Annotated in this window: 24 protein-coding genes; 8 read left to right on the forward strand and 16 right to left on the reverse strand. The window is 60.6% G+C overall.

From position 1 onward, the window contains the following. A complete protein-coding gene (locus ACG33_RS14475) occupies positions 1-1,062 on the reverse strand; it encodes a pilus assembly protein PilM (RefSeq protein ID WP_066922233.1) in 1,062 nt (353 codons plus the stop codon). A 393-nt stretch (positions 1,063-1,455) separates the two neighbouring features. On the opposite strand from ACG33_RS14475, the gene ACG33_RS14480 reads away from it, so the two are divergent. Together ACG33_RS14480 and ACG33_RS14485 are read left to right on the forward strand one after the other, a co-directional pair. Beyond that, a complete protein-coding gene (locus tag ACG33_RS14480; protein ID WP_066922235.1) occupies positions 1,456-3,966 on the forward strand; it encodes a penicillin-binding protein 1A in 2,511 nt (836 codons plus the stop codon). Beyond that, complete coding sequence (locus tag ACG33_RS14485; RefSeq protein ID WP_066923533.1) at positions 3,935-4,591, forward strand: hypothetical protein; 657 nt, start codon at positions 3,935-3,937, stop codon at positions 4,589-4,591. The genes ACG33_RS14480 and ACG33_RS14485 overlap by 32 nt, the downstream gene beginning before the upstream one ends. 5 nt (positions 4,592-4,596) lie before the next feature. On the opposite strand, the gene ACG33_RS14490 is transcribed toward ACG33_RS14485, so the two are convergent. The 8 genes from ACG33_RS14490 to ACG33_RS14525 all read right to left on the reverse strand — a co-directional run bounded on the left by ACG33_RS14490 (position 4,597) and on the right by ACG33_RS14525 (position 14,045). After that, positions 4,597-5,895: a citrate synthase gene (locus ACG33_RS14490; protein WP_066923536.1), complete on the reverse strand. Its 1,299-nt coding sequence runs from the start codon at positions 5,893-5,895 to the stop codon at positions 4,597-4,599. Positions 5,896-6,161: 266 nt separating this feature from the next. Next, the gene (locus ACG33_RS14495) at positions 6,162-7,736 is read right to left on the reverse strand and encodes a M48 family metalloprotease (RefSeq protein ID WP_066922237.1); all 1,575 of its coding nucleotides are present in this window, start codon (positions 7,734-7,736) and stop codon (positions 6,162-6,164) included. Between the two features lie 321 nt (positions 7,737-8,057). Continuing rightward, positions 8,058-8,258 carry a 50S ribosomal protein L31 gene (gene rpmE, locus ACG33_RS14500; RefSeq protein ID WP_066922239.1) on the reverse strand — a complete coding sequence of 67 codons (201 nt, stop codon included), beginning with the start codon at positions 8,256-8,258 and terminating at the stop codon, positions 8,058-8,060. A gap of 449 nt (positions 8,259-8,707) precedes the next feature. Then, positions 8,708-9,886, reverse strand: a complete 1,179-nt coding sequence (hemW, locus tag ACG33_RS14505) for a radical SAM family heme chaperone HemW (RefSeq protein WP_066922241.1) — start codon at positions 9,884-9,886, stop codon at positions 8,708-8,710. A 67-nt stretch (positions 9,887-9,953) separates the two neighbouring features. Next, on the reverse strand, positions 9,954-11,789 hold the full coding sequence (gene ilvD / locus ACG33_RS14510) for a dihydroxy-acid dehydratase (protein WP_066922243.1): 1,836 nt from the start codon (positions 11,787-11,789) through the stop codon (positions 9,954-9,956). Positions 11,790-11,870: 81 nt separating this feature from the next. Beyond that, positions 11,871-12,497: an RdgB/HAM1 family non-canonical purine NTP pyrophosphatase gene (rdgB, locus tag ACG33_RS14515; protein WP_066922245.1), complete on the reverse strand. Its 627-nt coding sequence runs from the start codon at positions 12,495-12,497 to the stop codon at positions 11,871-11,873. A 6-nt stretch (positions 12,498-12,503) separates the two neighbouring features. Beyond that, a complete protein-coding gene (rph, locus tag ACG33_RS14520; protein WP_066922247.1) occupies positions 12,504-13,229 on the reverse strand; it encodes a ribonuclease PH in 726 nt (241 codons plus the stop codon). 72 nt (positions 13,230-13,301) lie between these two features. Continuing rightward, positions 13,302-14,045 carry a PP2C family protein-serine/threonine phosphatase gene (locus tag ACG33_RS14525; protein WP_066922249.1) on the reverse strand — a complete coding sequence of 248 codons (744 nt, stop codon included), beginning with the start codon at positions 14,043-14,045 and terminating at the stop codon, positions 13,302-13,304. A gap of 321 nt (positions 14,046-14,366) precedes the next feature. On the opposite strand from ACG33_RS14525, the gene ACG33_RS14530 reads away from it, so the two are divergent. The 5 genes from ACG33_RS14530 to gmk all read left to right on the forward strand — a co-directional run bounded on the left by ACG33_RS14530 (position 14,367) and on the right by gmk (position 19,672). Beyond that, positions 14,367-15,233, forward strand: coding sequence for a YicC/YloC family endoribonuclease (locus tag ACG33_RS14530; protein ID WP_066922251.1), 867 nt, complete (start codon positions 14,367-14,369; stop codon positions 15,231-15,233). A gap of 258 nt (positions 15,234-15,491) precedes the next feature. Next, positions 15,492-15,767 (forward strand): type II toxin-antitoxin system TacA family antitoxin, encoded by a 276-nt coding sequence (locus tag ACG33_RS14535; protein WP_066922253.1) that lies wholly within the window; start codon positions 15,492-15,494, stop codon positions 15,765-15,767. Beyond that, entirely contained in the window at positions 15,760-16,245 is a 486-nt protein-coding gene (locus tag ACG33_RS14540) for a GNAT family N-acetyltransferase (RefSeq protein WP_066922255.1), read from the forward strand. The genes ACG33_RS14535 and ACG33_RS14540 overlap by 8 nt, the downstream gene beginning before the upstream one ends. Before the next feature lie 569 nt (positions 16,246-16,814). Further along, positions 16,815-18,851: an outer membrane protein assembly factor BamB family protein gene (locus tag ACG33_RS14545; protein ID WP_066922257.1), complete on the forward strand. Its 2,037-nt coding sequence runs from the start codon at positions 16,815-16,817 to the stop codon at positions 18,849-18,851. Between the two features lie 164 nt (positions 18,852-19,015). After that, positions 19,016-19,672, forward strand: coding sequence for a guanylate kinase (gene gmk, locus ACG33_RS14550; protein ID WP_066922259.1), 657 nt, complete (start codon positions 19,016-19,018; stop codon positions 19,670-19,672). Positions 19,673-19,782: 110 nt separating this feature from the next. Here the strand turns inward: gmk and ACG33_RS14555 are convergent, their stop codons facing one another. Genes ACG33_RS14555 through ACG33_RS15900 form a run of 5 tightly spaced genes read right to left on the reverse strand, consistent with a single transcriptional unit; the run spans position 19,783 to position 22,550 of the window. Next, complete coding sequence (locus ACG33_RS14555) at positions 19,783-19,998, reverse strand: hypothetical protein (RefSeq protein WP_066922261.1); 216 nt, start codon at positions 19,996-19,998, stop codon at positions 19,783-19,785. After that, complete coding sequence (locus ACG33_RS14560) at positions 19,991-20,317, reverse strand: metal-sulfur cluster assembly factor (protein WP_066922263.1); 327 nt, start codon at positions 20,315-20,317, stop codon at positions 19,991-19,993. The genes ACG33_RS14555 and ACG33_RS14560 overlap by 8 nt, the downstream gene beginning before the upstream one ends. Further along, positions 20,314-20,862, reverse strand: coding sequence for a DUF2249 domain-containing protein (locus ACG33_RS14565; RefSeq protein WP_066922265.1), 549 nt, complete (start codon positions 20,860-20,862; stop codon positions 20,314-20,316). The genes ACG33_RS14560 and ACG33_RS14565 overlap by 4 nt, the downstream gene beginning before the upstream one ends. 13 nt (positions 20,863-20,875) lie before the next feature. Then, positions 20,876-22,264: a hypothetical protein gene (locus ACG33_RS14570; protein ID WP_210399102.1), complete on the reverse strand. Its 1,389-nt coding sequence runs from the start codon at positions 22,262-22,264 to the stop codon at positions 20,876-20,878. Between the two features lie 28 nt (positions 22,265-22,292). Then, a complete protein-coding gene (locus ACG33_RS15900) occupies positions 22,293-22,550 on the reverse strand; it encodes a DUF2249 domain-containing protein (protein WP_083537028.1) in 258 nt (85 codons plus the stop codon). A 222-nt stretch (positions 22,551-22,772) separates the two neighbouring features. On the opposite strand from ACG33_RS15900, the gene ACG33_RS14585 reads away from it, so the two are divergent. Then, positions 22,773-23,531, forward strand: a complete 759-nt coding sequence (locus ACG33_RS14585; RefSeq protein ID WP_083537030.1) for an SIMPL domain-containing protein — start codon at positions 22,773-22,775, stop codon at positions 23,529-23,531. A 23-nt stretch (positions 23,532-23,554) separates the two neighbouring features. Here the strand turns inward: ACG33_RS14585 and ACG33_RS14590 are convergent, their stop codons facing one another. Then, the gene (locus ACG33_RS14590; protein ID WP_066922275.1) at positions 23,555-23,842 is read right to left on the reverse strand and encodes an NfeD family protein; all 288 of its coding nucleotides are present in this window, start codon (positions 23,840-23,842) and stop codon (positions 23,555-23,557) included. Positions 23,843-24,031: 189 nt separating this feature from the next. After that, entirely contained in the window at positions 24,032-26,056 is a 2,025-nt protein-coding gene (gene mnmG / locus ACG33_RS14595) for a tRNA uridine-5-carboxymethylaminomethyl(34) synthesis enzyme MnmG (protein WP_066922277.1), read from the reverse strand. Between the last annotated feature and the right edge of the window lie 50 nt (positions 26,057-26,106).

The raw sequence follows: 26,106 nt of genomic DNA on the forward strand, positions 1-26,106 counted from the left end.
TCAGTCGAAACTCCGTAACGCCAGACCGCAGGCCGTCAACAACGCCGTTGCATCCTTCTTCACGGCCTGTGCCTTGGCTTTCTGGCTGACTTTCATCTGCCCCAACGGATCGCCACGCTGCGCCTCGATACCCACTCGGCTCTGGATCATTTCCGCAACGCCCGGGATGTTGGCGCATCCCCCGCAGATCAGGATCTGCTCGGGCTGCTCGCGGCCGGCACCGGAGGCGAGGAAGAACTGCAGCGAGCGACTGACCTGCTGGCACATGTCATCGATGAACGGCCCCAATACGTCCGTTTCGTAATTGCCCGGCAATCCTCCTTCCTTCTTGGCGCGGCCCGCCTCTTCCATGCTCAATCCATAGGTACGCATGACCTCTTCGGTCAGCTGCTGACCGCCGAAGGCGAAATCTCGCGTGTAGATGACCTTAAGGTCGCGCAAGACGCTGAACGTGGTGCTGCTGGCGCCGAAATCCACGACCGCGATGACCCGGCTGAGCCCCCCATCGGGCATCTGGTGGGTCAGCAGACGGCAGGCATTCTCGAGTGCAAATGCCTCGACATCGACAATCTTCGCCACCAGACCCGCGGCGGCACAGGCTGCCAGGCGCTGCTCGACATTTTCCGAGCGGGTCGCGACCAGCAGTACATCCAACATGTCGGGATCCTTTTCCGAAGGTCCGATGACCTCGAAATCGAAGCTGACCTCTTCCATGGGGAAAGGGATGTACTGGTCGGCCTGCATCTCCACCTGACCCTCGAGCTCGTTTTCGCTCAGGGTACGCGGCATCTGGATGACCTTGGTGATCGCCGCATCGCCGCTGATAGCCACCGCCGCCTCCTTGGCGCGCGCGCCGGAACGCTTTACGGCCCGCTTGATCGCTTCACCGACTGCGCTGGCATCCACGATGGCCTTTTCGTTGATGGAGTTCGGCGGCGTGGCTTCGGCCGCATAGGATTCTACCCGGTACTGGCCGCCACTCATGCTCAATTCAATGAGCTTGACCGATGAGGTCGTTATGTCCAGCCCCAGCAGGGGTCGGGATTTTGCGGTTAAGAGCACGCGGATTCCCTTATCAGATCAGACACTTGGGTGATGATCAGAGATCGGACACGAAACACGGGCAGCAACTATATACAGCCCCGTGTTAAGTTGAATGTGAGCGGGCTCACGAAATACCATCGCGACGTTCTCGAGCAAACTCCTGAAAGTCGGCAGTTGCCTGGCGCCAAGTCGCTGTCTTTGTCGATTCAGGGGCAACCCGACCTCGGATAGGGTTCTCTCCAGAGTCCGATCCGCACGGTATGCCAGGGTACCAGGCGGAACGGCTGACGTTGATCTGCCGCTACCCGTATCATTCCCGACGCACTCCGGCGCCGTTATTTGCAAAGCAATATGGCATGGTCCCATCCGGCAAGGCAAGGATAAAGCAAGGACTTAGGATTTTTTGTTGCTATGCGACGTTACCTTTCTTCACCTCCTCGCGTCCTGGGCGCCATCCTGCTGGCCTTAGTGGGCGCTGCGGCCCTGGCTTTGCTGGGCGCCTATCAGTATCTACATCCGGCCTTGCCGGATGTTTCGGCGATCAAGGATATCCGGCTGCGCGAACCGCTGCGGGTCTACAGCCGCGACGGCAGGCTGATCGCGCAATTCGGCGAGGAACGCCGCATCCCGCTGACCTATACGGCAATTCCCAGGCAGATGGTGAACGCGGTACTGGCAGCCGAAGATGATGACTTTTTCGAGCATGGCGGAGTCGACTACCCGGGACTGGCCCGCGCAACCCTGCGCCACTTGATATCCGGTAACAAGGCCGAGGGCGGCAGCACCATCACGATGCAACTGGCGCGCGGCATTTTCCTGAGTCCCGAAAAAAGCTATCGGCGCAAGCTCCTGGAGATCTTCACCACCTTGCGCATCGAGCAGGAACTCGACAAGGAAGAAATCCTGGCGTTGTATCTGAACAAGATGTTCCTGGGTCAGCGGGCTTACGGCATCGGCGCCGCGGCCGAAGTCTATTTCGGCAAGACCGTCGACCGGCTCACCCTGCCGGAGATCGCTCTGATCGCCGGCACATTCCGACTGCCTTCGCGCGACAATCCGGTGGCAAGCCCCGCTCTGGCGAAACAACGCCGCGCCTATGTACTGCGGCGCATGCGCGAGAAGGGGTTCATTACCCAGGACGAACATGACATCGCCGTGAATGCACCGGTGAAATCGCATCTACATGGCCCGGCAGTACAGGTGGAAGCACCCTATGTCGCCGAAATGGTGCGTGCGGATCTGCTCGAGCGCCTGGGGCCGGAAATCTACACGGCGGGCTATAAAGCCATCGCGACGATCGACAGTCGCCTGCAAGGGGCTGCAGTGCGCGCCTTACGCGGCGCGCTCGTAGAATACGACCAGCGGCACGGCTATCGCGGCCCGGCGGGTCGCACCGCGCTTGAGGCCGACGCCGATGAAAAACAATGGTCGCAGGCATTGAACGAGTATTCGCGGCCGGGCGGACTGGAACCCGCACTGATCCTGTCCGTGGAGGAAAGAAGCGCGGTCGCCTGGACACGGGTGCACGGCCGCCTTGCTCTTGCCTGGAGCGGCATCAGCTGGGCGCGCACGCCGCGAGCCGATGGCAGCGTGGGCCCGGTATTGCGACGTGCCGGCGACGTTCTCGCCCCGGGCGATATCGTCTACATGATCCAGGAACGCTCGGATACATGGCGGCTGGCTCAGTTGCCGGAGGCGCAGGGAGCGTTCGTGGCCGTGGATCCGCGCGACGGCGCGGTAGCCGCCCTGGTCGGCGGGTTCGACTATTACATCAGCAATTACAACCGGGCGGTACAGGCTCGGCGACAGCCTGGTTCGGCGTTCAAGCCGTTTATTTATTCAGCGGCGTTGGATCATGGCTTCACGCCGGCAAGCCTCATCAACGATGCGCCGCTAGTCATCGAAGATGCCGCCATGGAAGGCAGCTGGCGGCCGCAGAACGTCACGCGGCAGTTCCACGGGCCCACGCGCCTGCGCGAGGCGCTGGTACGCTCGCGCAACTTGGTATCGATCCGCATCATGAATGCGCTCGGCCCGGCGTATGCCACGAAGTTCATCGAGCGCTTCGGCTTCACGCAGGCCAGCATGCCGCACAACCTGACGCTGGCATTAGGCACTGCACAGGTGTCGCCGCTGGAAATGGCGCGGGCCTATTCGGTGTTCGCGAACGGCGGCTTCCGCGTCGAACCCTATCATCTGCAGCGAATCATCGGTCCCGATGACGCAGTGATCTACGAGGCGCAGCCGCGCTATGTCTGTGCCGAATGCATGCCTATGCCGGAAATCGAAGCACTTCGGCCCGGTCTTTACCTCGATATGGCGGATGGCAGTCCATGGAACACGCCGGAGGCACCGCAGCCCGGGGTACCGGTCGGTCTGGGTCAGACGAACAGCTCGAGTTACCTGCAGCCGGAACAGTTGGCCGAGGCTGCGATCTCGCCACAGAATGCCTTTCTGATGACTGACATGATGGCCGATGTCATTCGGCGCGGAACGGGGGTACGGGCGCGGCAGTTGAATCGGCGGGATCTTGCCGGCAAGACCGGCACGACGAACGATCGGCGCGATGCCTGGTTCTGTGGTTTCAATTCAGCCCTGGTCGGCGCCGCCTGGGTCGGATTCGACCAGGAGCGTTCGCTCGGGCCGGGTGAGGAAGGCGGCCGCACGGCCTTGCCCATGTGGATCTATTTCATGGCTGACGCACTCGAAGGCCTGCCGGAGCAAAAGCGGGAGATTCCGCCCGAGCTGGTCTCGATGCGCATCTCGGCGGACACCGGGCTGGCCGCACGGCCGGGCGAACCGAATGCCATTTTCGAAACCTTTATGACGGGACATCTACCCGCTGAAGCAGCGTACGACAGCGCCTTGCCCGACCTGAATGGCAATGCCGATGAAGAGCAAAAGGAAGAATCACTATTCTGAACCGCTTCCCGCGGGCCGGCGCATTCACACCCGTGCCGGGCAGTTGCGCGCCACCCTGGCTCAGGAAGCTGCCCGGATCATGTCCGAACAGGGCATCGACGACTATGGCGTAGCCAAACGCAAGGCCGCCGAACGTCTGGGTGCCACGGATGCCTCGGTGCTGCCCAGGAACACTGAGATCGAGGCGGCGCTCGCCGCCCATCATCGCCTGTTCCGTGCCACCACTCATGCTTTGATCTTGAAGCGGCTGCGCTGCTCGGCACTGGAAGCGATGCGTCTGTTGAAGAATTTCGAACCGCGCCTGGTGGGTCCGGTGCTCAGCGGCACAGCCTCGGCACATTCCGAGATCGATCTACACCTGTTCGCCGACGGCGCCGAACCCGTCCTCATGCATCTCCTGGATCTGGGCGTGCCCTATCACATGGCCGAACGCCGGCTGCGCTACGAACCGAATCGGCAGATCACTTATCCGGTGGTGCGCTTCTCCGCGGGAGATCAGGGCGTCGATGCCGTGGTATTCCCGGTCGACGGCATCCGGCAGTCGCCGGCAAGCCCCGTGGACGGCCGACCGATGCGGCGAGCTTCGGCCGGCGAGGTCGAAGCGCTCATCGCCGCAAGCGAATAGCGGAATCAGCCGCGATCGCTCATCTCCATATAGTCGCGCTGCGCCGGACCGGTATAGATCTGGCGCGGACGGCTGATCTTCATGGCGGGATCCGCGATCATTTCCTGCCAATGTGCGACCCAGCCCACGCTGCGCGCGATCGCGAACATCACCGTGAACATGGACTGCGGAATACCGATGGCGCTGTAGATGATGCCCGAGTAGAAATCCACGTTCGGATATAGCTTGCGTTCGACGAAATACTCGTCCTTGAGCGCGATCTCTTCCAACTTCAGCGCCAACTCGAACAGCGGATTATCGGACTTGCCCAGCTTCGCCAGCACCTTGTGGCACATGGTGCGGATGATCGTCGCGCGCGGATCAAAATTCTTGTAAACGCGGTGGCCGAAACCCATCAAGCGAAAATGGTCGTTCTTGTCCTTCGCCTTGGCCAGGTACTTGGGCACATTCTCCACCGTGCCGATCTGCTCCAGCATTGCCAATACGGCTTCATTGGCACCGCCATGCGCCGGACCCCACAGGGCCGAGATGCCCGAAGAGATCGCGGCATAGGGGTTCGTCCCGGTGCTGCCGGCCATACGCACGGTGGAAGTGCTCGCGTTCTGCTCGTGGTCGGCATGGAGGATGAACAGCAAGTCCAATGCCTGGGCAGCCACCGGATCGACGCTGTACTGCTCGCAGGGCACGGCAAAAAACATGTGCAGCAGGTTCGAGCAATAGTCGAGATCGTTGCGCGGATAGACAAAAGGCTGGCCAAGGGAGTGCTTGTAGGCAGCTGCGGCGATCGTCGGGATCTTGGCAATGACGCGATGGGCGAAGATTTCGCGATGACGCGGGTTATTGATGTCCATGGAATCGTGATAGAACGCCGCCATCGAAGCCACCACACCGGACAGCATCGCCATGGGGTGCGCGTTGTACTGGAAGCCGTTGAAGAACCGCAGCAGCGATTCATTGATCATCGTGTGGTATTGCACGGCATGCGAAAACTCGCCCAGCTGTTGAGCCGTAGGCAGTTCGCCGTTGACCAGCAGGTAGGATACTTCCAGGAAGTTGCTCTTTTCGGCCAATTGCTCGATCGGAATGCCTCGATACAGCAGTATTCCTTGATCGCCGTCGATATAGGTGATCTTGCTTTCGCAGGAAGCAGTCGCCATGAAGCCGGGATCGAACGTGAACATGTCGTGATCACGCGCCAAGCTTGCAATATTAAGCACATCCGGACCCAGCGTTCCGCTCTTGATCTCGGCGATCGATTTCTTACCGGTCACCAGGTTGGTCAATTCGAATGCTTTCTCGGCCATGTACAGCGATTCCCGATCAAGATGGATATAGGGCACAAAAAATCAGGACGCGCAGACTTACATGACACTGGCGCTGAATCAAGCATGAAACTTACGCACGGAAGCCTGCTTTTCCGTAATTTTGACGGTCGATCGCCGCCGATGCAGGCCAACCGCAGGCGTTATTCGTCTACCTTATGCCGGCATTCGCCAAGCTTATCGTAGTATTTCAGAAAATCGGCCGGACGTGCCGTGATTCCTGTTTCACCGAAGAAACCTCGAGCACGCTATTGAACGATCTTGAGCAACTGGCCTGGTACCGGCTCCTTGTTTGGATACAGATCGTTCAATAGTCGCAATTGCGCCTCGGCATAGCTAACCAGTGGTGAAGACTTCGCCAGGTCCGCGATGCGGGTGCCACTCTCCACCGGTACGATCTTGATCTTGTAGGGCTCAGCCAGCGTAAACTCATTCTGCCTCAGGCGCCTGAACGTCTTGATGCTCGACATGAAGAGCGGATCCGCCGCCGGCTTACCGTTCGATCCTCGACTCGCGCCGGCAAACACGTATGCCAGATTATTGTAATAAATGACGGCATATCGAGCCGGCACTACGCCCAAGGCCGTTTTAGCCGTACGCACGACCGCCGTATATCCCTGCAGTCCGTTCACCTCGATTGCCTCGGCCGGACCCGCACTGGAGTTTGCCAGCAGGCGCGACAGAAATTCGCGTGGGCCGGTGTTCGGCGGAGGCGCCTGCGTCTGCATCTGCAATACGTGATCCTTTGCAGGAGATACCGCGATCAGGCGATCAGAAAGGTTTCCGACCTGCCAGCCGCTGGGAAAGGCGATCGTCATCCCCAGGTCGGCGTGGTAGAAACGATTGGCTTTAAGCACACCCTGGGCGCGACTTGTTCCCATCGGCAGGCCTGCGATCTGTTGCAGATAGGTCTCGCGTCCCGGATCTCGAACATCGGCCGTGCCGTGCAGCTTGTCGGCGGCCTTGACCACTTGGTTCAAACGCTGGTCGTTGTCCGGATGCGAGGCGAACAGGCCATGATAGACCTGAGGTTTGCGATTCTCCTCGCGGGCTCGCTGAATCTCGAACAATTCCTGATTCTTTAAAAGACGCACTACATCGATCATGTGTTCCGGGGCATAGCCCGCCTTCGCCAGGTACTCCGCCCCCAGACGGTCGGCCTCCAGTTCCTGTTCACGGCCATAGCCGCTGATCAATGCCGCGCCTGCATAATTGGCCAGCCCCGCCAGATCACCACTGCCAGTGGCAATCCCCACCACCGCAGAGCCGATGCCGGCAAGCGTCGATTTACTTTGCTGGCGCACCGGGTGCCGTGCCGTGATATGGCCGATCTCATGTCCGAGCACCGCCGTGAGTTCAGCCTCCGAATTCAGATAATTCATGATGCCGCGAGTGATGTAGACGAAGCCGCCGCCGGTCGTGAATGCGTTGATATCTTCGCTGTCGAGTACCGTAAACGTATATTTCAGATCGGGACGGTGGCTCACCCTGGCGGCACGCTGCCCCACCTCGTCGACGTAGGCCTGCAGCCGCGCATCGTCGTAGGCTCCGCCGAACTGCTGCAGCAGCATCGGATGCACTTCCTGGGCACGCTTGATTTCGCCTGCTTCGCTTTGGAACACCAGGTCAGGACTGCCGGTGACCGGATTCAGCGCGCAGCCGCCCAGGAAAAAAGCCGACAGGAGCAGGGCCGACAGGAGCAAGGCCTCCATGCTTATGGCCCGCCCCGCATGCATGCCTCTCGCGCGGTCCGGTACGCCAAGACGGCGGGTACAGGCAGCCCGAAAAAACACGATGCGACGATTCGGAAGACTCGGCAACATGCTCGTTACCTGAATGGGTGCGCTCACCAATCCTCTATATAGCTCCCTACTTCGGGATGTCACAAGCTTGAGTTATCGCCGAGGACAATGAGGGGCCGAAGGATTCGCATGAACGACGAAGGGCGCCTTGGCGCCCTTCGTCGTTCATGGAACTCGGCCGATCTTGCCCAAGCTCGAGTGGCCCGTCACTGCAATAGCTCATGGGCAATAGCTCATGGGCAATAGCTCATGGGCGATGGCTCATGAGTCATGGCCGTCATGCGGCGGCCGTCCATGAGCGGGCTGCATGGGCAGGGTTGCCGGATTGCAGCGTTGAAGCGATCAGCGAGCGTATTTCTTACGGAATTTATCGACTCGCCCACCCGTATCCACGATCTTTTGCTTACCCGTATAGAACGGATGACAGTTCGAGCATACCTCGATCTGCAGATCGTGACCCAGGGTCGAGCCCGTAACAAACGTGTTGCCACAGCTGCAAGTGACGGTCGTCTCTTTGTATTCGGGATGAATCGCGGCTTTCATTGGATCACGAGCGCCTGGACGGGCACCCTCACAGGGAAAAGGCGCGCAGTGTACGCACCACGCCCCCCCTTCGCAAGCTGATACCTATGGTCTGCGACGGGAGAAATGCCCCGCTCATATAGACCCGGTCCAGGATGAACTCAGAGATGTAGCGGTTTCAGGTATTTGACCTACGGTTATCCACAAAACCTGTGGATAAGTATGTGGATGATCTGGGCGTGCGTCACCTGAGCAAGCTTCAAGTCTATGGCATTGATGTGTTGGTCAATTTTTTACCATAGTATTTCTATCTATAAAAACAATAAGTTACATACCTCTGCTGAAGCTTCGCATGCAAATTAGCCATCAAGATACGGTCACATTGAAAATAGTTCCGCGTGTGAATAACCCTGACACGGCCTGTCGCACCGGGGCCATCGGGCCGATTCTAATTTTGTGCACTGATTCATTCACTTGGGCAGAAACATTTGCTGAAGGTTGTTCAGAAACCTCCGCCCAAACTCGGTCGGGCGCCAGCGGAGGGATTCTTTCTCCGATGCGCTTGGCTCGATCAATCCTCGCTGCTGCGCAGCCGCCAGTGTCGGTATTATCGCCGCGACTCCCAGGCCGGTACGCACCTCGAAATCCCTCTCCTCGAATCCTTCCATCAGCCGCAGTGCATTCAGCATGTACTCGAACGCCAAATCCTCGCCGGGCACCAGACGTCGCTCACAGCGACGCTCCGCGGGCGCCTGCTTCAGATAGGCCCGCGGCATGCGGGTCCGCAGTGTGCGTATCACCTGCACCTTCCCAGACTGAAAGATCGTCAGCTTGCCGTGCGCCCCGGCGCCGATCCCTAGATAATCACCGAACTCCCAGTAGTTCAGGTTATGTCGACTGCGCCGGCCCACTCTGGCATAGGCCGATACCTCGTACTGGTCATACCCTCGTGCAGCCAGGCGCGCCTGGCACTCCAACTGCATTTGCCAGATCAAATCCGCATCGGGCAAGCTCGGAGGGCGATGATAAAAAACCGTCCCCGGCTCCAGCGTCAACTGGTAATGCGAAAGATGGGCAGGCGCCAGTGCCAGCGCCGCCTCCAGATCGGCCAGCGACTGCGCCAGGGTCTGCCCCGGCAGGCCGTACATCAAATCCAAATTGAAGTTCTCGATCTCCGCGCTCAGCAATTCCTCGACCGACCGCGCGATGTCGCCGCTGCCGTGGATACGGCCCAGTGCTTGCAGATGGGCCGGTTCAAAACTCTGCGCTCCCAGCGACACGCGATTCACGCCTGCCGCCCGATAGGCTGTGAAACGGCCGTGCTCGATCGTGCCGGGATTCGCCTCCAGACTGATCTCGATATCCGGATCGAAGTCGATGTAGGCACGCACACCGTCCAGCAGACGTCCTAGTTCTTCGGGCGCGAACAAGCTCGGCGTACCGCCGCCGAAAAAAATCGATCCCAGGGAACGGCCCCGCACATCCGGCAGATCATTTTCCAGGTCCTGCAGCAAGGCATCGATATACTCTCGCTGCGGAATCTGCGCGGGTGCGGCATGCGAATTGAAATCGCAGTAGGGACATTTGCGCACGCACCAGGGCAAATGCACATACAGGCTCAGCGGCAGCGTGAGCGAGGAAGCATTCATCGACAAAGCATGTGCGCGTGGATAGCGGCGACACCCACGGATGCCTGGACCGCCGCCAGGGTGGTATTCAGCCCAACCCGCTGATATCGCGCACCGCACCGCGGTCGGCGCTGGTGGCCATCTTGGCGTAGGCCTGCAGCGCCGTCGATACCTTGCGTGGGCGCGGCGCGGCCGGCTTCCAACCGCGTGCATCTTGCGCGGCGCGGCGCTGAGCCAGTTCCTCATCACTGACCAGCACATCGATGGTGCGGTTGGGAATATCGATCCGGATCCGATCGCCGTTGCGCACCAGACCGATTGCGCCACCCGCAGCCGCTTCCGGCGAGCAGTGACCAATGGACAGACCCGAAGTACCACCGGAAAAGCGGCCATCGGTCAGCAGGGCGCAGGCCTTGCCCAGCCCCTTGGACTTGATATAGGAGGTCGGATACAGCATCTCCTGCATGCCGGGGCCACCTTTCGGACCTTCGTAGCGCACGATCACCACGTCGCCGGCCTTGACCTTGCCCTCGAGGATGTGCCCGACCGCCTGGTCCTGGCTTTCGGTGACGTGTGCCGGACCTTCGAATATCAGCAGCGCATCATCGACGCCCGCCGTTTTCACCACGCAGCCGTCGCGGGCGATGTTGCCATACAGCACCGCCAAACCACCTTCGCTGCTGAAAGCATGGCTTGCGGAACGAATACACCCCCGTTCTCGATCGACATCCAGGCTCGGCCAGCGCGTGCTCTGAGAAAAGGCCTCCTGGGTGGGGATGCCGGCGGGGCCGGCCTTATAGAAGGTTTTGACCGCCTCATCACCGGTCTGCAGGATGTCCCAGCGACACAGTGCTTCCTCCATAGTCTTGCTGTGTACGGTACGTACTTGAGTATGCAGTTTGCCGGCGCGTTCCAATTCGGCCAGGATCGCCATGATGCCGCCGGCACGATGCACATCCTCGACGTGGTATTCCTGGGTATTCGGCGCCACCTTGCACAATTGCGGCACACGGCGCGACAGGCGGTCGATATCCTTCATGGTGAACGACACCTCACCCTCCTGGGCCATCGCCAACAGATGCAGAATGGTATTGGTGGAGCCGCCCATGGCAATGTCGAGGCTCATCGCGTTCTCGAAGGCCGCAAAGCTGGCGATGGAGCGCGGCAGCAGCGAGGCCTCATCCTGCTCGTAGTAGCGGCGGGTGATATCGACGATGAGTCGACCGGCGCGCACGAACAGTTCGCGGCGATCGGCATGAGTGGCCAGTATCGTGCCGTTGCCAGGCAGGCTGAGGCCGAGCGCCTCGGTGAGGCAGTTCATGGAATTGGCAGTGAACATGCCGGAGCAAGAGCCGCAGGTCGGGCAGGCCGAGCGTTCCACCTCGACGACCTCCTCATCCGAGACCCCGGAATCGGCCGCCATCACCATCGCATCGATGAGATCGAGTTTGCGCTCGGCCAGCTTGGTCTTGCCGGCTTCCATCGGACCACCGGAGACGAACACTGCCGGAATGTTCAAGCGCATCGCCGCCATCAGCATGCCGGGGGTGATCTTGTCGCAGTTGGAGATGCACACCATGGCATCGGCGCAGTGGGCATTGACCATGTACTCGACCGAGTCGGCGATGATGTCGCGGCTGGGCAGGCTGTAGAGCATGCCGTCATGCCCCATGGCGATGCCGTCGTCCACCGCGATGGTGTTGAATTCCTTGGCCACGGCGCCGGCCTTTTCGATCTCCCGACAGACCAGCTGGCCCAGATCCTTGAGGTGGACGTGTCCCGGTACGAACTGGGTAAAGGAGTTGACCACGGCGATGATGGGTTTACCGAAATCACCGTCCTTCATGCCGGTGGCTCGCCACAGCGCCCGTGCGCCCGCCATGTTGCGGCCGGCGGTGGAGGTCTTGGAGCGATACTGGGGCATGATGTAAACCTTTCTTAATGGGAGCCGATCTTTGTGCAAGCCAAGCGCGTCCTGCCGTCACGCAGCCAGCGCATGGCGGCCTCAGGCCTCGTCCGCCGTCCCGGCGTCGCCACCGCCGGGTGCATCCGCAAGGCAGGCCACCAATGTCTGCAGGGCGCGTCCCCGATGACTGAGGCGATTTTTTTCCTCTGCCGAGAGCTCCGCGACCGTGAGTCCGCGGCCGGGCAGCTCGAACACCGGGTCATAACCGAACCCGCCGGCGCCGCGCGGCGTCTCGACGATCAATCCTTCCCAGCGGGTCTGGCACAACAGCGGCGCGGGGTCGAGATCCCAGCGCAGATAGGCCAGCGCGCAGCGATAACGCGCCGTACGTTGCGCAAGCGGAACATCCCGCAACTGGTCGACCAGCTTGCGCAGATTGTCCAGGTCGCTCGCCTGCGCGCCGGCATAACGAGCGGAATAAATTCCGGGCGCGCCATGCAGGGCATCGACTTCCAGCCCGGAATCATCGGCGATCGCCGGCAGTCCCGAAGCCCGGGCGGCATGCCGCGCCTTGATGATGGCGTTTTCCACGAAGCTCAGACCGGTTTCCGCCGCCGGAACCGCCGTGAACGCCGACTGCGGCAGAACTTCGAACCCCAGCGGCGCCAGCAGGGCCTGCAGTTCTTGGAGTTTGCCGGGATTGCCGGTGGCCAGGACGACGCGCACGAAAACTCAGCCTTGACCCAAGGCTTCGAGCTGCCGCGCCTGGAGTTGGCCAATGCCGATCGCCGCCAGGTTCAGCAGCTCATCCAACTCGTGACGCCGGAAGGCGTGACCCTCCGCCGTCCCCTGCACCTCGATGAAACCGCCGCCGTTGTTCATCACCACATTCATGTCGGTTTCGGCCTCGGCATCCTCGGCATAGTCCAGATCCAACACCGGCTGGCCGGCCCAGATGCCGACCGACACCGCGGCCACCTGGCCGTGCAGGGGACTGTCGCGCAGGACGCCTCGGCGCACCAGCACCTCCACGGCATCCACCAGCGCAACATAGGCGCCGGTGATCGACGCCGTGCGGGTGCCGCCGTCCGCCTGCAGGACATCGCAGTCGATCGTGACCGAGCGCTCACCCAGGGCTTTCAGATCCACGACGGCACGCAGCGCCCGGCCGATCAACCGCTGGATTTCCAAGGTGCGTCCGCCCTGTTTGCCGGTAGCAGCTTCACGCCGGTTCCGAGTATGCGTGGCGCGCGGCAACATACCGTATTCGGCCGTCACCCAGCCCCGGCCCGTGTTGCGCAGAAAACCCGGTACGGACTCCTCGACGCTCGCAGTGCACAACACGCGCGTGTCGCCGCATTCGATCAATACCGAGCCTTCGGCATGACGGGTGAAACGACGTGTAATGCGTACAGGCCGCAGCTCATCGGGGGCGCGGCCGCCGGGTCTGGCCTTCATGAGAACCTCGTCGGACGTAGGAACGCAGGGACGCCTGCGAATTTGGATCTAAAACCGATGTATCGGACGATCCTAACCCAGCCAGCGCAACACCGCCGCAGTGGCATTATCGCTGAAAGGAGCTGATGCCTGCACGGCACGCCGCCCCAGCGCCTCGAGCCAAGCGCGCAGCGGCTGGCTATCGTCCTTGAAAAAACCGGCGATGTCATCATCGCGCAAATTGGCCCAGATACCGTCGCTGCACAGTAGCAGTACGTCGCCGGATTCCAGCACCTGCCGGCGGCCGATCGTCATTTCGGGAATCGCCGGATCCCCGCCAAGGCAGCATTCCACAAAATTGCGCATGGGGTGATTGGCGACCTCTTCTTCCTTGATCTTGCCTTCGCGCAACAGCAATTCCACATGACTGTGGTCCCGCGTGCGCTGCTCGAGCTTGCCGCGGCGGATATGGTAGACGCGGCTGTCGCCCACATGCGCCCAGTAAGCCGCACCATCCTGCACCAGACATACCGCGATGGTGGCGCGCGGACGGGCGTCGATATTCTGGCCGTAGCCCAGACGCGCCACGTCATCATGCGCGCGGCTCAAGGACAGGTGCAAAAACCCCAGCGGATCGAACATGGGAAGCGGGGTTTTCTGGTACGAATCGAGCAGGCTCTGCAATGCCGCGTCCGCCGCGCGGCTGCCGTCGGCATGTCCACCCATGCCATCGATGACGATCAGGAGCGCAGCGTCGTCGTTCGCGGCGATGGCAACGCGATCCTGGTTGTCCTCACGATCACCGATGAGGCTCAATTCAGCATACTCGACGCGCAAGTTGGCCTCCGGTCTAGGACACTTTCCTCTGAATGCATGGTCGCGCCGTGGGCCGGCGCCGTCGCTCGTGTCAGCGGGGTACCCGCGTCTCGACAAGCACGAGGACGCCAGGGCAGCCCGGGAGCGGGACGGCGCGCATACCGCGCACGGCGCGCGCTTTATATCACTGCACGACGCAGCGGCGTAAGGCAGTTTTGCCTGAAGTTCACCATCCACCGGCGGCGACGGACTTGGAATCCACTTCCTGGACCCGCACGCCCGTCTCCTTTACCCTCGCACCCGACACGGCAGGCATCCGGTCACAACGAGAGTTTCACGATCATGATCCGCAGTATGACCGGTTTCGCACGCCGCGAGTGCAAAGGCTCCTGGGGCACGCTGATCTGTGAACTACGCACGGTCAATCACCGCTACCTGGAGATCTCCCTGCGGTTGCCGGACGAGCTCAAGGCGCTGGACAACGATATGCGCCGGATCATCGCCGGCGCGTTGCGCCGGGGCAAGGTGGATGCCGGCTTGTTCCTGAAGTCGGCGGCCGGTGCGCAACGTTCGCTGGATCTCGATCCGGCATTGCTGGATGCGCTGCTGGATCATATCGAACGGCTGCGCACGCGCCTCAAAGATCCCGCGCCGGTCGATCCGGTCGATCTGTTGCGCTGGCCGGGGCTGATCCGCGAAGCCGACATCGACGTCCAGCCGGTGCTGACCGCCTCGCAAGAGTTGCTGCGCGAAGCGCTGCAGGAACTCAACGAAACCCGCCAGCGCGAAGGCCGGCGCATCCAGGAGTTGCTGCTGTCACGCTGCGCCGCCATGCGCGAGCAGGTAGAGGCGGTCAAGCTGCGGCGCCCGGAGGTCATTCGCCGCATGCGCGAGCGCGTCGTCGAAAAAATCTCGCAACTCGGTATCACGACAGACAACGAACGCCTGGAGCAGGAACTCGTACTCTACGTCCACAAGCTCGACGTCGACGAGGAGCTGGACCGTCTGGCCGGGCATCTCGACGAAGTCACCTCGGTGCTGAACGCCGATCAACCCGCCGGCCGGCGCCTCGACTTTCTCATGCAGGAACTCAATCGCGAGGCGAACACCCTGTCGTCTAAGTCCCAGGACAGCGAGACCACCAAGGCAGCCGTCGACATGAAGGTGTTCATCGAACAGATGCGCGAGCAGGTGCAGAATATCGAATAGCGGCCGGTGGCTTCCGAGAACCTCCGCCAAAGTCGTTTTACTACCTGAGTTTTCGGTGTTTTTCACCGAAATCATCCACTACCGTCCAACCCACTCCGACAGCCCAACGCCGGGAAAAGCCTTAAATAAGCAATCCGCTGATATACAAATGTTTTTGCTTGCTGCCGACCGCTGTCACAAGCAATCGCTTGAATAAAAACCCACTTGCCCCGAAGACACCGATACGGTAAATTACCGTACCTTATCGGAGATTGCGCCATGACCTCCACAGTCGCCCGTTTCGATCTCAAGCTGGATTCCAGCGAAAAGAAAGTCGTCGCGCGAGCCGCTGCGCTCATGGGAACGACCATGGCCGGCTTCGTGCGCGCAGCCGCCAAGGAGAAGGCGCAGGCCCTGCTCGAACGTGAAACGCGCATCGTGCTCGGTGAACGCGACTTCGCATGTTTCGCAGCAGCCGTCAGCGGGCCTTTCGAGCCGAACGCGCACCTGTCGCAGGCGCTGAAGGAGGCGCGGCGGAAAGTCCGTCGTGCTTGAGGAGCGCGCGCTCGATGTCACTGTACATGACCGCAACGGCTTCGATTGCGGGGTTCCCGAACTCAACGACTACCTGAAACGCCTTGCCGAACAACATCGGCGCAAGAGCGTGAGCACGCCGTTCGTGCTGGTGGATACCGACACACCGAGCGAAATTCTTGGGTACTACTGCCTGAGTGCAGCCCAAGTGGATACCGCAGAGCTGCGGGAAAGTGACCGCAAGAAACTACCTCGCTACCCGATGCCATGCTTTCGCCTCGGCCGGTTGGCGATCCGCAAGGACCGGCACGGGCAGGGCATCGGGAAGTTGCTGCTCGCCTGCGCCGTCGATCGCTGCCTGAAAGCACGGAACGATGTGGCGGCTTATGCGCTGATCGTGGACGCGAAGGATGGAAACGCCAAGCAGTTCTATGAGCACCACGGGTTCGTCGCATTTGCCGACGAACCTATGACACTCTACCTCGGACTTGGCGGTTGATGGCTGTAGCCAACGCTGTAGCTGAACTGGCTCCGCCCGCCCCGGACAAGCCACCAATGAATCAAAGCGATAGCCGCGCTCCCATCGAGCAGGTGCAAAACATCGAATAGCGGCCGGCGGGAATTCTTTCCTTACGCAGGCTTACTCATCGATTTCAAGCTTTTACATCGCTATATATGGCTATATACAAGCCAACATAGCGATGATTTATACTGCGATTCAGCCGCAGTGACTCGGGCTGCTGCGACCCGGACAGCTGCGACGTGAAGCTGCAAGTCAAGCCGGCATCCCTTGAATGCTCCGAATCGAAATGAACGGCGGCTCTACCGAGAACGTCGACCCTGCGAGAAGGTGAACGGATTTTTTTCTCGAGAGCAGTACCAATGCGCTCCATCGAAGAACCTTCATTCAAGCAAGCGCTGACAGGGACGCTTCATCGCCATTGCAGCGCACACCATGCGGCCGGTTGATTCCGGCGCACGATGCGAGTCAAAGTTCCGTTGATGAGCCGCTTGAATAGATCATGGAGAAATGTTGTGGAAGGAAGAAAAAGATTACTGGCATATGTCGTGGCCTTACTCATCGGCGCCGCATTGGCGATAAACCTGGCCCAGGCCGCACCTGCCGGACAAGACCAGGAGGGTCGACAAGCCTATGACCGCTATTGCGCACAGTGTCATAATGTCAGCTTGCGCGGCAGTGCGCATGGGGCGCCTTTGTTAGGTCCTCATTTCGTTTCGCGCTGGGAGCATAGCGCCACTGTCGATCTTGCCGCCTATCTGCGCAGCAACATGTCGACCACGGTACCGCCGACGACAGGCAATGAAGTGTATGTGGCGATTGCGGCCTACCTTCAGCAAAGCAACGGGATCACACCGGACGAAGCACCGCTTCTTGCAGATACCGGCACATCCACCCCGGACCTGAAACCCGACCTGGAGACGACCGTTCCAGAGCTGGCTAAAACGGCTGGAAGATGGGTCAATCGTGTCATCCCCGAGCTCGCGCCAGTCACCGATGCCCTGCTGCGCAAGCCGCCGGATTCCGACTGGTTGAGCTGGCGACGTACCCAAGATGGCCAAGGGTATAGCCCTTTAGGAAAAATCAATCGCGGTAATGTATCTCGGCTCAAGCTTGCCTGGGTCATCACGATGTATGAAGGCAGCAACCAAGCCACACCGATCGTGCATGACGGCGTCATGTTTTTGACGCATCCGGGCAATATCATTCAGGCCATTGATGCGGCAACGGGTGAGCTTATCTGGGAGTATGCATATCCGTATCCACCCGCATCGCGCACCATGGGTGGCCCCATGCGCAACATTGCAATCTACAAGGATAAGATTTATCTGGCGACCTATGATGCCGCAGTCGTGGCCATCGATGCACGCAGCGGCGTACCTGTCTGGCGTGCCGTCCAGGCTGACTACACCAAAGGCTACACGCATACGATCGGTCCGGTCATTGCCGACGGCGTCGTCGTCAGCGGCATGAATGGCTGTGAGCGCTACAACAATGACGGCTGTTTCATTACCGGCCACGATCCGGAGACCGGCCGCGAATTGTGGCGAACTTCCACGCTTGCCTTGCCCGGCGATCCAAATGAAGCAACCTGGGGCAATGTCCCGCCAGAGCGGCGAGCCGGAGGAGACAACTGGATTCCCGGCACTTTCGACCCCGAGCTTGGCACCTACTTTGTTGGCACATCACAAGCCAAGCCATGGGTGGCCGTCAGCCGAGGTATGACGCCGCTGGATGCAGCGTTATACACCAGCTCGACACTCGCGTTGGACCCTCGTACAGGCCGCATGAAATGGCATTTTCAGCACAATGCCGGCGACTCGCTGGATCAGGATGCTTCCTTTGAGCGTATCTTGATCGATGTCGGTGCGGAAAAGCAGGTCGTGACGATAGGCAAGGATGGAATTCTTTGGAAGCTGGATCGACGCAGTGGCGCATTCCGCGGTGTAGCTGAAACCCTGCCGCAAGACATCTATGCACGCATCGATCACCAGACGGGGCGTCTGGAATATCGTCAGGACATCATCGACGCCAAGATCGATGACGCGGTCACCGTCTGTCCGGGCGCTGCGGGTGGGCACAACTGGCAAGCGAGTGCATACAGTCCCGAAACCGGCGCATTGATCATTCCGCTGATTCAATTGTGTTCCGTAGTCATTGCTGGCGAGGTCGAGCAACAAGGTAGCTACGCAGCCACTATCAATACCATCCCTATGCCTGGCAGCGATAATCAGCTGGGACGCCTGAGCAGTTGGGACGTGGAATCGCTCCAGGAACGCTGGACACATACCCAGCGCGCCATGTTCATGACGGGCGTGCTGACGACTGCCGGCAAGTTGGCTTTCGTCGGCGATGTGGACCGTTACTTCAAGGCCTTCGACGTGGACAATGGCAAGGTCCTTTGGCAGACCCGCCTGGGCGCGCCGCTGCATGGCTATCCGATCGCCTATGCGGTCGACGGCAAACAATACGTGGCGGTACCCACCGGCATCGGTCTGTTGAGGATGCTCACGGCGGAGCAAAGCCCGGAGATTTACCAGCCGATCGGCGGGAATGCTCTGTATGTCTTTGAACTCGCGGAATGAGGACTTGAGACGCACGACATCGTGAATCCGGCAGGAAAGGGTCGTCGCTTTTTCCAGGGAAGCCTATAATCGCCGGCGCCATTCGGTGTCTGCGTCGCTATGCCCGTTAAGTCCAAGATCTTATGTCTCATCCGCGCATGCCTGACGATTCAGTAAGTCAGGGGATGACCGTCTCGCCACGTTGCGCCGGGAAGGAATCGGTCAAAAAACTCCGTGGACAATTGTTCGTCATTGCCGCTCCCTCGGGTGCCGGCAAGACCTCGCTGGTGCGCGCCTTGATGCAGCACCGGCCGGATCTTCGCTTTTCGATCTCCTATACGACCCGTCCGCAGCGACCGAACGAGGTGGATAAGCGGGATTATTTCTTTGTCGATGAGCGGACCTTCGAGCAAATGGCCGCCACGGGTAAATTTCTCGAACATGCTCGCGTGTTTGACCATCACTACGGCACCTCCAAAGCACAGGTCGAGGCCCTGCTGGAACAGGGCGAGAATGTACTGTTGGAAATCGACTGGCAGGGCGCGCAACAAATTCGCCGGGCAATGCCCACATGCCATTCCATATTCATCCTACCCCCCTCACGGGAAGCTCTGGAGCAGCGACTGCGAGGCCGCCAATCGGACAGCGATGAGGTGATTGCGCGCCGACTGCGCGATTCGATCGGGGACATGTCTCACTGGGCAGAATTCGACGCGGTGGTGATCAACGACGACTTCGGTCAGGCTACGAGCGACCTTGCGGCGATCGTGGCAGGCGAAACGCGGCGCTTTTCGCGGCAACGACCCGAACTACGACCTTTGCTGGACCGCCTGCTGAGCTAAGGAATCTCCTATCGCCTGCCGGCTTGTGTCCGAATATTGCCAGGCACCCAGCATTGCCCGGCACTCGAAGCGAACAGGTTGCGTGCGCAGGCGACGTGCGGTGTCCGACCTCAATCCGGTTGCTGCTGCTGTCCGGCCCCGGCGGCGCGCCTGGCCAGACGATGCAGCAGAACATTGTATCGGCTCCAGGCCTCGACGTTCCGGCCCCGATGAAATGCACAGGCACGGCCGGCGAGCCGGCATGCTTCCTCGACCTCCCCCGCTGCGGCCAGCGCTTTCAGGCTCGCGAGCAGGATGTCATCCAGCGCAGGAATGGCCTCAATCATCTGGAATTCCGAAATGCGCCTTGGCTTCCGGCCGCATCATTCCTGGATTCCACGGCGGATCATAAGTCATCTCTACCTCGGCCGAGGTGATGTCATCGGTCGAGAGCGCCGCCTCATAAGCGCCGGTCTGTAGATAATGGGTCGCCGGACAGCCTCGCGTCGTAGTCGTCATCATGATGTGCGCGGCGCCCTCGGCATTGACATCTACGTCATAAATGAGTCCGAGATCGACGATGTTATAGCCCAGCTCCGGGTCGATAACCACGCGCAGCGCCTCCCAGACACGCTGTACCGTCTCCTCACCGGCTGCGCCGCTCACGCCGCCCCCGGCTGCACGGTACCGATGCGAATCAACATTCGGTAAGTCTTGCCGTCGGGCTCAAAGGCACCTTGCCAGCTATGGCCACGCTTGGCGAGTTCCGGAAGCAGAAACACCGGTTCGCGGCACAGCAGCGCCGCCAGCACCTCTCCCTTGGGCATTTCCTCGATGGCTGCGAGTATGCGCACCATGGGCTCGGGCGGATCCAGGTTGCGGTTATCCATCTCGCGTGCCGGGGCGGGCCAGGCATCGTGCTGCTTCGATCCGGCAGGCGCCGCGACAGTCTGTTCAGCACTCACGCCGCCGGCGGCTGGCGCCGCGGGCGTGAATTCGACCTGCCAGTCGCCACCGCTCAGTTCCGTGGCCTCATGATCGAAACCCATGGAACCGAGCACTCGAAACAGAGGTATCGGTTTGAAAGTAGCGAACAGGCGCAGTCCCTGTCCAGGTTCCAGCTTCTTGACTGCACCCAAGATTGCATCAAAAGGTTCACCGCCGGATCGCAGGATCGGACGGACATCGAGTTCAATGAAATTTTCAGACATCGCCTTTTCCTCATCAACTGGCGACTAGAGTAAACAATAGTCGCGGCTGGCGCGTGCCGGCGGGCAGACGCCGTGCAGCCTCGACATCAACAAGTCTACGGATACGCACGAGTTCCACTGCTATACCGACGCATGCAATCAGCATGACAGCCGCCGCGGCACGGAAAATCAGCGGCGTCCCGATAAATAGACACAGTACCGCTATATCGACCGCGCCAAAGTAAGCCCAGAACCATTTGCCGGCACGAGGCTCGACGACGAGATCCTGTACGCGCGGCGTCGGCGTCTTTCCCAGCACCGGTCCGTAGCATTCCAGCCATGTCATGAAGGCTGTGATCTTGTAGAGCTTGGCAAGGCCGAGCCCGCTCAGCCAGCCGAAGCACACCAGGAATACCAACGCGCCACTGTACTGCAGGATCACACCTGAGGCAGCACAAATGAGGATCAGCAACGCCGCCACGGCAAGATGCCCCAGCGCCACACCGGCCATGCGGCTGTTCAGTTCGATCACGGGCCGTACGCGCTTGCGGTAAAGCCGCAGTACATCATGTGCATAAAGCACCAGCGAGAAAAGAGCCGCCAGACCGGCGACCGCCAGCACCGGGGTCAGGCTGATGCCGGTGATCGTCGCCACAATGCCGGCACCGATCAGGATCACCATCGACAAAGCGCCCAGATACAACGTCCAGCGTGTCGGTGCGCCGTCCAGTTCCGGCGAGAGCATGAACATCGCGAGCAGTCGATGGCTGACACCCATGGCAGTGAACGTGAGCCAGCCGCCCAGCCCTGCAATCACGTGCAGCGGTACGCCGCGCGCATGGAGTTCCGCCAATAGCGGCATGTTCGCGTAACCGCCGAATCCCAGCATAAAGATGCTACCGAAGGTAACTGTTGCCGCGACGCTGCACAGACCGACGACGACAAAGCATGCTGGCAGATTCAATGGCCTCGCTCTGGCCAATGTGCAGCCGAGTATCCACAGTACGAGCAAAAATCCACTACCGAGGAGTACAGCCGCGGCAAGGAAACAGTGTCTGATGAATGGCAGAACACCGGCGAGTTGCAGGAAACCAGCCAGCAACGCCAGCAGCCCCGCAAGAATCAGCACCAGCGCCAGTAGCGGTAACGAGTTGCTGTAGATGGGTTTGGCCACCAGCACCGGTACGAACTGGAACAGCGCGCCGCACATCAGCAGACTGAGCCAGCCGAGCGTTATGCAGTGGACTAGGAATAGCGTTTGCGGCGCCCGCAGGGGGTGCGCAGGATAACCGACGCCGAAGGTCATCAGCGCTTCCGCCAGCAGCAGAAATACAAATGCGGTCGCGAAATACGACAGCGTCCATCGCGAAAGAGTCGTACCCGCCATGATGATGCTCACCGGCAACGGAGGGTGCGCTTTCAATAGCGCACCCTCCACCGCCAACAGAAACCTATTGAGGTAGTTTGCCGATCCTTACCCGCCAGGCCACCGGACCGGATTCCAAGTAGCTCCAAGAATATTGCTTTGGATGTTCGGCTTCCAGTTGATAATAGAGCGGCTTCGGATCGTGGTCATTGATGAACACGAACGCATCACCCGGCTTCAGGTTATCGACGAGTTCGAATATTTTCGCATGTCGCTGTACCGGGATAAGGCTGCGAATATCTATTTCCTGCTCCTGGTTGGCAGAGGATTGAGGGGCAGACATCACTGACTCCTTCGGGTCACATCGGGGAGCGAAAGCTTTTATTTTTAAACTGGTATTGTCAATACCTATTTGCCATGTCGTGCGTCCGCTGCGTTATATTCTCAGCCGGCTTGTACGGGCTCGCGAGATCCAGCGGCGCCTCGACGGCGATACCGAAGAAGGCGGGCCTCGAACATCCATGAATCGCTGCCCTGCGGCCCGTACCCAAAGGAACCTGTCTGTATGAACTCCAGAAGAATCGTCCACACGAGCCGCACGGCTGTACTGTTTGCGGCAATGACGGCCTGCACCATGCTTTTGTCGGGCATGACCCACGCTGCCGAGGAGGAACGCTTGCGCACAATCACGGTCACCGGCCAGGGAGAGACCCAGGCCGAACCCGACCGTGCGATCGTGCAACTCGGAGTGGAATCGCGCAAGCCTAAAATGGAGGATGCACGCGCCGAGGTAACTAAAACCGTCGATGCAGTACTCAAGCTCACGCGTGAGCTGCAGATCGAATCACGGCACGTGCGCGCCACTCGCATCAACATTCAGCCCGAATACAACTGGGACAACAGCACACGAGAACGCCACTTGATCGGCTACCACGTCTCACGTCAGATCGAAATCGAACTGCGTGATCTGGACAGATTGGGCCACCTGCTGGAGCGATCCTTCGATCTGGGTGTCAATCAGGCTGGCGATCCGCGCCTGGATTCCAGCAAGCGCCGCGATCTGGAACGCGAGGCGCTCGCCAAGGCTGTACGGGATGCTCGCCTGAATGCCGAGGCGGTGGCCAAAGCCGCGGGTGCGCGCATCGGTGCGCCACGCTCGATCTCGGCCGGTTCCGGCTACGTCCAGCCGCCGCTACCGGTACGGATGAAGGCGGTGGCCATGGCCGAATCTGTCGATGCCTCGCAAAGCTACCAGAGCGGGCAAATGACGTTCAACGGCTCGGTTCAGATCGAATACGACCTGATGCCGTTGCCGGGACAATAAATTGCGGGTAAAGGCCGGATTCGCTAGGTGGTAACGCGATCCAGCAACAGTACCGTGCCATCGACACCGGTCACCCGGACTTTGGCGCCCGCCGGCAAGTCCGGGCCGCGTACCAGCCAGTCGCGGTTGCCCAGTCGCACCCGGCCGGCACCGTTCTCCAATGCCTGCTGCAGAACGATGATCTGGCCGATATGACTATGCCCCGAACGATGACTGGCCAGGGGACTGTCAAACTCGCGCTGACGCTGACGGTACTGGCGCCAGAAGTACAGCGAAAATACGGTACAGGCAAAGATGAGGAACCAAGTCATGGAAGATTTCCTACGCTGTGCGCCCACCCTAGCAGCCCGGCAGCCCGGGAATCGATGAGGGAATTCACATCTATGCCGGCAGACTTCATCCGAGCGACGGGTTTCTGCGCCGGACTCGTCCATCCTGCCTGGTCTTGCACACCTGCCGGATCCCTCACCCGTCCGCCCCCTCGAGCACCGATCTTGCGCTCAGACGGCGGTGCGGGCGCCTCGACCGTTATTACGCTTCAAATGCACCAGCAGCAGGGAGACCGCAGCCGGTGTCACGCCCGGCAGACGCGCAGCCTGTCCCAGGGTGGACGGCCGAGCCTGCTGCAACTTCTGACATACCTCGATCGATAGACCGCGGACCTGCGCATAATCCGTATCCGGTGGCAGCTGCATTTCCTCATGCCGCCGCTGCCGCTCGATCTCTTCTCGTTGGCGATCGATATAGCCGGCGTACTTCGCCTGTACTTCCACCTGCAGTTGCACCTGCTCGACGAGTCGCGCATCGGTGCGCCCATCCGGTTCCTCCAGGTACGGATTCGACCGTCCGGCCAAACGCTGCGGATGGTTGCATGGCTGCGCGCCCGGATCATCTCGTGCTCCCGCCGCTGCGTTCATCATCCAGGCCGGCAATCCCACGGACGGGATGCAGGTCAGGGACGCATAACGCACTTCCGGCCGACGCAACAGATCAAAGCCGCACATCTCGCGGCTCAAGGTCGGGCCCAGCGGCTCGAGCGCCTGTGCCGCGGACGACAAATGATGCGGATGCACCATCGTCTGCTGCAAGCGCCGTACCTCCGCCGAAATGGCCGTGCGCTTGCTTTCAAAAAAGCGCCAGCGCTCATCATCGACCAGTCCCAGCTCGCGTCCCTTCGGCGTGAGGCGCAGGTCCGCATTGTCCTCGCGCAGCAACAGCCGGTATTCAGCACGACTAGTGAACATCCGATACGGTTCGCTGACGCCACGCGTGATCAAATCATCCACCAGTACGCCAATATAGGCTTCATCACGGCGTGGTGACCAGGGTTCACGTTCCTGCACACGCAAGGCGGCATTCAAACCGGCCAGCAGCCCCTGTGCAGCCGCCTCTTCGTAGCCGGTCGTACCGTTGATCTGACCTGCAAAAAACAATCCCTCGATGAATTTCGTCTCCAGGGTTCTGCATAGGTCGCGCGGATCGAAGTAGTCGTATTCGATCGCATACCCCGGGCGGGTGACATGGGCGCGTTCGAGCCCCTTGATGGAGCGCACCAGCGCCAATTGCACATCGAAAGGCAGGCTGGTCGAAATGCCGTTCGGATAGACCTCATGAGTCGAAAGTCCCTCGGGCTCGATGAATATCTGGTGCGAAGTCTTGTCCGCGAAGCGATGCACCTTGTCCTCGACGGAGGGACAGTAGCGCGGCCCGACACCTTCGATCACCCCGGTGAACATCGGCGAGCGATCGCAGCCGGCACGAATGATTTCATGGGTGCGTTCATTCGTCGCCGTGATGTGACAGACCACCTGCGCCGGATGATCGCTACGGCGCCCGAGGTATGAGAATACCGGAACCGGCTCATCACCCGGCTGGTGAATCAGCCCTTCGTAGTCGATGGTGCGTCCGTCGATGCGCGGCGGCGTGCCAGTCTTCAGCCGGCCCACCCGAAACGGTAGCCGGCGCAGTCTGGCCGCCAGGCGACTCGATGCCGGATCACCCGCCCGCCCCCCCTGGTAGTTGGTCAGGCCGACATGAATTTTTCCGCCCAGAAACGTACCCACGGTCAACACGACGGCACGAGCGTGGAACTCGATGCCGGTCTGAGTCACGACGCCGCACACCCGATCACGGTCGATCAGCAGATCGGCGACTTCCTGCTGGAACACGCTCAGATTCGATTGGTTCTCCAGCAACCAGCGGATGGCTTGACGATAGAGTTGCCGGTCAGCCTGTGCCCGCGTCGCCCGTACCGCCGGGCCTTTACTGGCGTTCAAGGTCCGGAACTGGATGCCCGCCCGATCCGCGGCCCGCGCCATGGCGCCGCCTAAGGCGTCGATCTCGCGAACCAGATGACCCTTGCCGATACCGCCGATCGCCGGATTGCAGCTCAGCTGACCCAGCGTCTCCACGCTCTGGGTGAGCAGCAAGGTACGCGCACCCATGCGCGCCGCGGCCAGAGCGGCCTCGGTGCCGGCATGGCCGCCACCGACCACGATGACATCGAACTCGTCCGGAAAACGCATGACAAACCGACCGCCCGGCCGAACCGGGTGTTGGGGGGCGGCTATTTTAG

The sequence above is a fragment of the Steroidobacter denitrificans genome, assembly GCF_001579945.1.
Taxonomy (GTDB): domain Bacteria; phylum Pseudomonadota; class Gammaproteobacteria; order Steroidobacterales; family Steroidobacteraceae; genus Steroidobacter; species Steroidobacter denitrificans.